Below are 1541 nucleotides of genomic sequence, written 5' to 3'. Positions count from 1 at the left end.
GGCGGCGTCGCCAGCCTGCGAACCGACGACTGACCGCATCGCTGGCTCGGTGTGCGGGGCGCGCATTGTACCGGGCCAAACACGACCGTTTTGGCTAAGCTTACGGTCTGTTTAGCAACCGTTCGGCTCCCTTCCGGCTCATCGCAATGACTGCATCCACTTCCAAGCGCGGGCTGCAAACCCGCATCGTCCAACCCGACGACATCATTCCGGACGGTTTCCGTTCGTTCGCCACACCGGTGGAGCGCGCGTCGACGGTCGTGTTCCCCGATCTCGCGACGATGCGCAACCTCGACTGGCGCGAGGACGGCCAGTGGCGCTACGGCCTGCACGCGACGCCGACGTCGCTTGCGCTCGCGCAGCGGCTCGCCGATATCGAGGGCGGCCGGTACGCGCTGCTGCAGCCGTCGGGGCTCGCGGCGATCATGAACGTCTACTTCGGCTGCGTGAAAGCGGGCGACGACGTGCTGATCCCGGACAACGTCTATGGCCCGAACGCCGATTTCGGCAAATGGCTCGCGAAGGATTTCGGCGTGAGCGCGCGTTTCTACGATCCGATGATCGGCGCGGGCGTGGCGGATCTGATCCGGCCGAACACGCGGCTGATCTGGCTCGAGGCGCCCGGTTCGGTGACGATGGAGGTGCCCGACGTGCGGGCGATCACGGCGGTCGCGCGGCAGCACGGCATCGTCACCGCGATCGACAACACCTATTCGGCCGGTCTCGCGTTCAAGCCGTTCGAGCATGGCGTCGACATCTCGGTGCAGGCGTTGACCAAGTACCAGTCGGGCGGCAGCGACGTGCTGATGGGGGCGACGATCACCGCCGACGCGGCGCTGCATGCGCACCTGAAGCTCGCGCGGATGCGTTGCGGGATCGGTGTGTCCGTCGACGATTGCTCGCTCGTGCTGCGCAGCCTGCCGAGCATGCAGGTGCGTTTCGACGCGCACAGCCGAAGCGCGCTCGCGCTCGCGCTGTGGCTGAAGGCGCGGCCGGAGATCGCCGCCGTGCTGCACCCGCAGCTGCCGGACTGTCCGGGTCATGCGTCGTTTGTCCGCGATTTCACCGCGGCGGGCGGCTTGTTCTCGGTGATCTTCGATGAGCGTTTCTCGCCGGCGCAGATCGACCGGTTCGTCGAATCGCTGGAGCTGTTCGCGATCGGCTGGAGCTGGGGCGGCGCATGCAGTCTGGCGATGCCGTACGACGTCGCGTCGATGCGTCCGGAGTGGCCGCACCGCGGCACGCTGGTGCGGTTCTACGTCGGGCTCGAGGACGAAGCCGATCTGCGCGCGGACATCGAGCGTGCGATGCGCGCCGCGCTCGTCTGAGCGGGGCGGCGTGAAGCGCCGGCGCGGCGAGACCGCGCCGGCGGGTTCCGTCAGAACAGGCGCAGCAGGCCGTCGAGGCCGACGTGATCGAACGCGACGGTCGCCGCATCGCGCACGACCGGCTTCGCGTGGAACGCCACCGACAGCCCGGCCTCGGCCATCATCTTCAGGTCGTTCGAGCCGTCGCCCATCGCGATGGCGCGGCCCGGTTCG

At 68.4% G+C, this 1541-nt stretch carries 2 protein-coding genes; one reads left to right on the top strand and one right to left on the bottom strand.

The genetic code is table 11. The features are described from left to right. The first annotated feature begins 146 nt into the window (after positions 1 to 146). Positions 147 to 1328, top strand: a complete 1182-nt coding sequence (locus tag KH616_RS24945) for a cystathionine beta-lyase (RefSeq protein ID WP_292254903.1) — start codon at positions 147 to 149, stop codon at positions 1326 to 1328. Positions 1329 to 1378: 50 nt separating this feature from the next. Here the strand turns inward: KH616_RS24945 and KH616_RS24940 are convergent. Next, positions 1379 to 1541, bottom strand: a 163-nt coding sequence (locus tag KH616_RS24940) for an HAD hydrolase family protein (protein WP_292254906.1), incomplete at its 5' end; no start/stop codon positions are given.

It is taken from the genome of Burkholderia sp., assembly GCF_018375725.1.
Classification (GTDB): domain Bacteria; phylum Pseudomonadota; class Gammaproteobacteria; order Burkholderiales; family Burkholderiaceae; genus Burkholderia.
The sequence above is the reverse complement of the archived record's forward strand: the minus strand, read 5'-3'. Positions and strand labels throughout refer to the sequence as shown.

What these genes read in the sequence shown, in the direction of transcription:
- KH616_RS24945 (WP_292254903.1), top strand. Translation starts at nt 147, where the DNA reads ATGACTGCATCCACTTCCAAGCGCGGGCTGCAAACCCGCATCGTCCAA.